Below are 6,898 nucleotides of genomic sequence, written 5' to 3' on the forward strand. Positions count from 1 at the left end.
TACGCCTTCACTTTATCCGGGATAGGATCTTTATCCTAATTTGTGCAATGGGGCTCCCAAACTGCAGAATGCACCAGTATGGGAAGCTCTATTTTTACTTACGATCTGTAATCTTACTTTTTTTGCTGCAGGTCAAAAAAAGTAACCAAAAAAAACCCGCCGCTTACAGAAAAATGCTAAAAACCTTGTCATTATGGCTAAAGTTTACGAACTCACACCGATTTTTTTTAAAATCGGTGCTCAAACAGCGCAAACTTTGACGCCATAATAACAAGGTTTTCTTAACGCATTTTTCTTCATGCGGCTAGCTGGCAAACTTTTCACTGCTGATCAACAACCAGACCCAAGACGGGTTGGCCAGACCAAATTACTCGTAAACTTCCCGTTTTTCACGGGACAGGCTGTGAGGGCTAAAGCCATTGGCGGACCGGGCCAGGAATGAATGTTCTACTCGAATTAATTCATTGAATAAAGCACGGTAAACAGCCTGTTCCGATAGAATCGGAAGCGAAGCCCTCATGAGCGATAGACGAATAACCGAAAATTGGTCTTGATTTACGTCAATTGTCGGACAGATTTTGATCCCTTTGATCAAGGAAAAGGATGAGAAAAACCATTCATCACGGATGCCCGGATTTATGCATCATAGTTTAATTCTATTGAGCGAAATGGGACAGGTCACCCAAAATATCAAATTAAAACTCACAACAGACTGGTAAGCAGTAGTGCATTTTTAGGGCGTCGATGTGGTGCACAAAACAGGAGAAGGTTTAAAACTGAATACCCCAAACCAAAACATCGTCGATTTGCCTACTGCGGCCCTTCCACTCATCGAAACGTTTTTCTAACAAGGCTTTCTGTTTTAAAAAATCATGTTCACCGAGCTCCTGCATAATATTTTTAAAACGGTGATACATCATTTTTTCTTTCTCCTCTTCTTTAAACTGATCGCGATAGCCATCGCTAAACAGGTACAGTACATCGCCCGGCTCGACTTTAAAACGGTATAAATCAAAATCCGGTTTCTTTGTATGCAAATCTGAGCCACCTATGGCAAATAAACTGCCCTCTAACTCAATTAATGCTCCTTTGTGCCTGAAAAACACAAATTGGTTGGCAATGCTCACCGACAATTCGCGGGTTTCGTAATCGAACTGCGCCAGTGCCATGTCCATACCATCTTGCTGATCGGGCAACCCGGCCTCTTGCCGTAACACTGACTTAATTTTGCGATCCAGTTCCTTAAGTATAATGGCGGGATTACTATGCTTTTCGCTTACTACAATTTCATTGAGCAAAGTATTGCCAATGGTTGCCATTAAAGCCCCCGGAACACCGTGGCCGGTACAATCGGCTTCTACAAAAAAGGCTTTCCCGTCGATTTCGCCATACCAGTAAAAATCTCCACTCACAATATTGCGCGGCCTGAACATTACGAAACTGTCGTTGATGTGCTTTAAATAATCATCAGGTCGGGGTAGAATTGCATATTGAATGCGCTGTGCATAGTTAATGCTATCGGTAGTAACCTGGTTTACATACTCAAGCTCCGTGTTCATGGCTTCGAGTTGCTCGCTTTGCACCTTAAGTTCTTCGCTTTGCTGCGATATTTCTTCTTCGGCAAATTTTAAATCGTTAATATTGGTGGCAATCACCATTACCTTATGTTCGGCTTCAAAAATTGCATGCGATATGGTTATCTGCAGCCAGAAACGATGGCCTTTACCGGCAGAAATGAAAAACTCCGTTTGCGTATTTGCTTTTTTACGCACGCTCTCCAGAAAAACCTCAGATATTTTTTCAAAACCGGGCAAATCAAATATTTTTTTTGAGCTGATATCTGCTTTTTGGCTTATTCCGAAAATCTCACGAAACACGCGGTTTGCAAAATCTATATGCCCCTCAGCATTAGTAACGGCAACCAGGTTATCGGTATCGTTTGCCAATATGGAAAGTAACTTAAATTCGTGTGTAAGCTGTTTAATTTCGCGATTTTTATGCTCAATATGATCTTGTTTCTCCTTATTCTGTTTATGCAAAAAAGCAATATAACCAATAGCTGTCAACGAGATAACGATCAGTAATACCACATAAGAACCGGTATTCACATCGCGAAAGCCAGCCAGTAACAGAAGGTGTGTTATGTAGGTTGCAAAAATATACATCATTAAACCAACTTAATTCCTACAACCAATACATCATCAATTTGATCAGTATTGCCTTTCCAGGATTTAAAACGCTCTACTACGATGTGCTCTTGTTCTTCCACATCATGCTGCGGTAAAGTTGATATCAGTTTTCTGAAATTAACAGTTTTGAATTTTTTACCCTTTGTACCCCCAAACTGGTCTGTATAGCCATCGCTGAACATATAAAGCATATCTCCGGGTTTGGTTTCTAACGCTTTCAGTTTAAAAGGTATTTGAATATCTCTGAAAATACTTATGGGCATTTTATCGGGTTCCAGTTCAATCAGCTCTTCATTGCGTTTAACCAGAGCTACATTATTGGCTCCGGCATAGCTAAGCTTGCGTTTGTTGGCATCATAGCTTATGAGGGCAATATCCATCCCATCTTTGTTATCACCTACACGACTTGATTGTCGTAGTGCATTTATTATTTTAGTTCTGAGGCTATTCAGCACCTTATCGGGCTGTTTGATGCCTTCAGAAATAACAATTTCGTTCAAAAAGTTTAACCCGATGAGGCTCATAAAAGCACCCGGTACTCCGTGTCCGGTACAATCGGCCACGGCCAGCAAAGCAACATCATCACTTTGGTGCACCCAATAAAAGTCGCCGGACACAATATCGCGGGGCAAATCGAATACAAAATTCTCTTTAAACACCTTCGAAAGTGTTTGTGTTGATGGGAATAAAGCTTCTTGTATACGTTGGGCATAATGAATGGAGTCTGTAATCTCCTGCTTCTGTTGCCTGATTTCATCGCGTTGTTTTACTGCAATATCTCTCTGACTGCGTATTTCATCGCGCTGTTGCTGAATTTCTTGCTCTGCCTCTTTAAGTTTTCGTATATCGGTATCGATGGTAATAAGCTTGTCTACATTACCTTCACTATCGAGAATTGGTGTCAGTGCTGTTTGTACCCATATTTCAGAACCGTCTTTACATTTATTGAGCGATTCATAAATAATGGGTTTTTTATCTCCAAACCAGATGTTTATTAAATCGTTCATTCTGAGGTTTGCATGTTTACCGATCTTTTCCCTGTCCTGGTCCTGTAAAAGCTCATCAAACTCATAGCCATACATGCGTGTAAAGCCCTTATTGATCCACTGATAGTAGCCTTTACCATCCATTATGGCCACTGCATTATCGGTATATTCTGCAACAATAGACAACTTTTCGAGTTCTTTATTGGTTATTGCCAGATGTTGCGTTTGCAGTTCAAGCTCTTCTTTTTGTTGTTGCACAGTTGCAATTGCATCATTAATACGTTTTTGCAACTTTTTCTTATCAGACTGGAGTCTCCTGCTATTAAAATAGATGGCAGCATAAATAATTAAGGCAGCCAAAACAATATAAATTGCGATTGCCCATGCTGTGAGGTAATATGGTGGAGCAATGGAAAACCGGGCGCTGGCTGTACCAATTACCTGGTTATTGGCATCACGCGCTTTTACGATTAATTGATAATCGCCTCCGGGCAGATATGAAAAGTCAATTGTACTTTCATTATTCCAGGCGCTCCATTTGTTACTCAATCCTTTTAGCTTATACGAAAACTGCATATCGTCCAGCGACTGGTATGCGGGACACGCCAATTGCGCCTGCAGGGAATTGTGGCTAAAAGGAACTTCACCCAGGCGTAATGCACTACTGCGGTAAACTTTAAAAGTGGGCAGCGCCATAAGTGAATCTTCTCCGAAGGTCACCTTTCGGAACATCAGGGGCACCTTCATATATTGTTCAAAAAGGTAAGTGGTATCGATGGCAATGGCCTGATTTAAACTGGCCAGCCAAATGTTGCCATTTTCATCTTTATCGATCCCTTCGGTACCATGATTTGATAATCTGCGAAAAGCGGTTTTTTCAATGCGGCGATTGATTCTGTCGAAATACATAACGCCTTTATTAAGTCCAAACCAGATTTTATCTGCTGTAGGCAGCACGGTATTGATCATAACAGTATCAAATACAGGCGCTTCAAAAAGGTCAGCATATGGTTTAAACGTTTCGGTACGATTATTATACCACATTACTCCTGCCCTTGTGGCCATAAAAAGGGTATCGTCGGTAAAATAGGGTACATTTTTATCATTAAAGGGTAGTCCATTGGCCTTGCTGTATTTTTTTATGGACTGCACCTCCAAATCGGCATCAAGGTCAAGTCTGAAAACTCCGTTATAACCCGTAGCTACCCACAACCTTTTTTCATTGTCAAATACCATTTTCCTGACATTTTCTTCAAAGTTTTTAAAGCTGTGAAGCCGCTTTGCCACAACAGTTCCGTTGGAATTTATTTTCAATTTTATGGCTCCAATTCCTTCTGTGTGCCCCAGTAGAAATATGTCATCGGTAAACGGGACTTTTTCAACATCATAGGTTCCATAAAATGATGCAATTGATTGCACCCTGCCGGTCTTAAGGTTGAGCAAAACGATGTCGCGTAAGCTACTAAATATGAGTTTATCGGGGTGATTTGGTATTGGTTCAATATCGAGCACATAGGTATATTCATCGGTAACGAGATCTAAATCGTGAATATACCCAAAGCGCTCCTTACTCCGAGTGATGGAAAAAAGGCCCTGGGTGGTTCCCAGCAAGACTTGATTGCGATATGATTTAACCGAGATGGTAACGCCATTTATTTTATTCAATTCATCGAAATAGCGAAACGGATGTCTGTAACGTACAAAAGAGAGTCCCATTTCGCCGGTAAGCCATAGGTTTTCTTGTTTATCGACCTGTATGTGGTATACGGCATCGCTTGTAATACCGTAATTTTTACGGTAATTGTTGATTATATTAAACTCATGATCGACAATTATAAGGCCCTTTCGCAAGGTGGCAATGTAATAATTGTGTTTATGGCTGACGGCATAATAGGTAACGGCTTTTTTAAGCAACCTGTTTAGTTCTCCAGACACTGGTTTTATCCAATGATTGCCTGCAGGCCCCACCGAATTATATTTTATATTTTCTTTAGACAATTTAAGGGATGCTTCCCATGAAATAAGTTTTGTTTGTGGTGTATAGTGAAATAACCCTTGTTGGCGTACTCCGGCAATGATATTATTGGTTTTTCCGGGCATAAAAAAATAGACCGTGTGGTCAGGCGGTAAAAGGGCGTCGCGGTATACGCGCATGGTATCTTTTACAACCTTTCCGAAGCCGGCATTCACATCATAAAACAGAATTTCATCATTGATAACCGATGCTCTGAAATCGCCAATTGCGGGTGGCGCTGTAACTAATTTTAGCCGGGTATTGGTATATTTAAAAATGTGTTTGCGTCCTGCTACATAATAAATGCCGTCGGAAGTTTTCAAAACGCGCCAGACCGATTCAAAATCTATAGTATCGAGCTGGTCAGAAAGTGAGTAATAATTTAACCGGCCATATTCATCGGGATAGAAATAGCCAAACTCGCGTGTACCACCCACGTAAACTCGACCTGAGGTATCAGTTTCCAAAGCACGCAAGGCACTGTTATTCGGCAATGAATATGTATTCCAGTTCAGTCCATCGAATTCGAAAAGGCGTGAGCTATTGGCCACATAAATATAACCATTGGGTGTTTGTACCGACATCCAATTTTGCAGATTGCTGCTCAGGTCGGAAAGATCGAAATTACGTATATACGGAAATCCCTTCTCCAGTAGCGAATTGGCTGAAGTTATCTGAAAAATAAATAGCGCTGATATGACTATAAGGAGACGGTTCAATCTTTTTTCTTTAAAAATAATAAAAAATGGCTATTCTAAAGAACCTCCGGCCAATAATAAAGTGGAGAATTATCATATCATTTCTTTCAGCATTTTAATTTCCGCATTCCAACGCTCCGGCTCTGGTGTTTCCAGTATTAGCGGGATATTTTTTATTCGTGAATCATTCATGATACGCTCAAAGCCTTTAGCGCCAATAAAACCTTCGCCCAGCGGGGCATGGCGATCAACGCGACTGGCGAGTTCCTTTTTAGCATCGTTCAGGTGCATGCCTTTGAGGTACTGGAATCCTATAAAATCTTCGAACTCTTTCCATAGCTTATCGTAACCATCGGCCGTACTAAAATCGTAACCAGCTGCAAAACCATGGCAGGTATCGATACACACTCCTACCCTTGTTTTATCTTCGACCTGGTCAATAATTTCGGCTATTTGTTCGAAACTATACCCGAGGTTTGTGCCCTGGCCCGCAGTATTTTCTATAACAGCTGTAACGCCGTTTGTTTTTTCAAGGGCCAGGTTGACCGATTCTGCTATAGTACTAAGGCAGGCCGAAACTGATGATTTTTTAAGATGCGAACCGGGATGAAAATTTAACCTGTCGATGCCCAGCTGCTCACAACGTTGCATTTCATCTAAAAAAGCATTGCGCGATTTCTCAAGACCCGCTGCCTCGGGGTGCCCAAGATTTATGAGATAGCTGTCGTGTGGTAAAATTTGTCCGGCACCATACCCCAATGTTTCGCAACGGGCTTTAAAACCTTCAATATTTTTATCGCTAAGCGGTTTGGCTTGCCATTGTCGTTGGTTTTTTGTAAAAAGCGCAAAAGCTGTTGCGCCTATTGTTGCTGCATTGTCTGGCGCATTTTCTACACCTCCGGCTGCGCTTACATGTGCACCTATGTATTTCATTTTACTATATTTAGTATTGATATTTTTTTCTACGGATGGCCCTGGTATTCAATAACTTTTTCCAAAAGGTTATCAATT

4 protein-coding genes are annotated in these 6,898 nt (G+C 41.1%); 1 reads left to right on the forward strand and 3 read right to left on the reverse strand.

Annotation, left to right across the window (positions count from 1 at the left end):
- Positions 1-298 precede the first annotated feature (298 nt).
- Positions 299-442: a hypothetical protein gene (locus VJ937_RS04715; RefSeq protein ID WP_324065739.1), complete on the forward strand. Its 144-nt coding sequence runs from the start codon at positions 299-301 to the stop codon at positions 440-442.
- 328 nt (positions 443-770) lie between these two features.
- Here the strand turns inward: VJ937_RS04715 and VJ937_RS04720 are convergent, their stop codons facing one another.
- From VJ937_RS04720 to nfo, 3 genes are all read right to left on the reverse strand, one after another.
- Positions 771-2,168 (reverse strand): SpoIIE family protein phosphatase, encoded by a 1,398-nt coding sequence (locus VJ937_RS04720; RefSeq protein ID WP_324065740.1) that lies wholly within the window; start codon positions 2,166-2,168, stop codon positions 771-773.
- A complete protein-coding gene (locus tag VJ937_RS04725; RefSeq protein WP_324065741.1) occupies positions 2,168-5,908 on the reverse strand; it encodes a SpoIIE family protein phosphatase in 3,741 nt (1,246 codons plus the stop codon). Before VJ937_RS04725 ends, VJ937_RS04720 begins: the two co-directional genes overlap by 1 nt.
- A gap of 72 nt (positions 5,909-5,980) precedes the next feature.
- Positions 5,981-6,820: a deoxyribonuclease IV gene (gene nfo / locus VJ937_RS04730; RefSeq protein WP_324065743.1), complete on the reverse strand. Its 840-nt coding sequence runs from the start codon at positions 6,818-6,820 to the stop codon at positions 5,981-5,983.
- Positions 6,821-6,898 lie beyond the last annotated feature (78 nt).

The organism is Salinivirga sp., from assembly GCF_035268865.1.
GTDB lineage: Bacteria > Bacteroidota > Bacteroidia > Bacteroidales > Salinivirgaceae > Salinivirga.

Excerpts from the sequence above, each read along its gene's own strand:
- VJ937_RS04720 (WP_324065740.1), bottom strand. The coding sequence starts at position 2,168 with ATGATGTATATTTTTGCAACCTACATAACACACCTTCTGTTACTGGCT.
- nfo (WP_324065743.1), bottom strand. The coding sequence starts at position 6,820 with ATGAAATACATAGGTGCACATGTAAGCGCAGCCGGAGGTGTAGAAAAT.
- VJ937_RS04715 (WP_324065739.1), top strand. The coding sequence starts at position 299 with ATGCGGCTAGCTGGCAAACTTTTCACTGCTGATCAACAACCAGACCCA.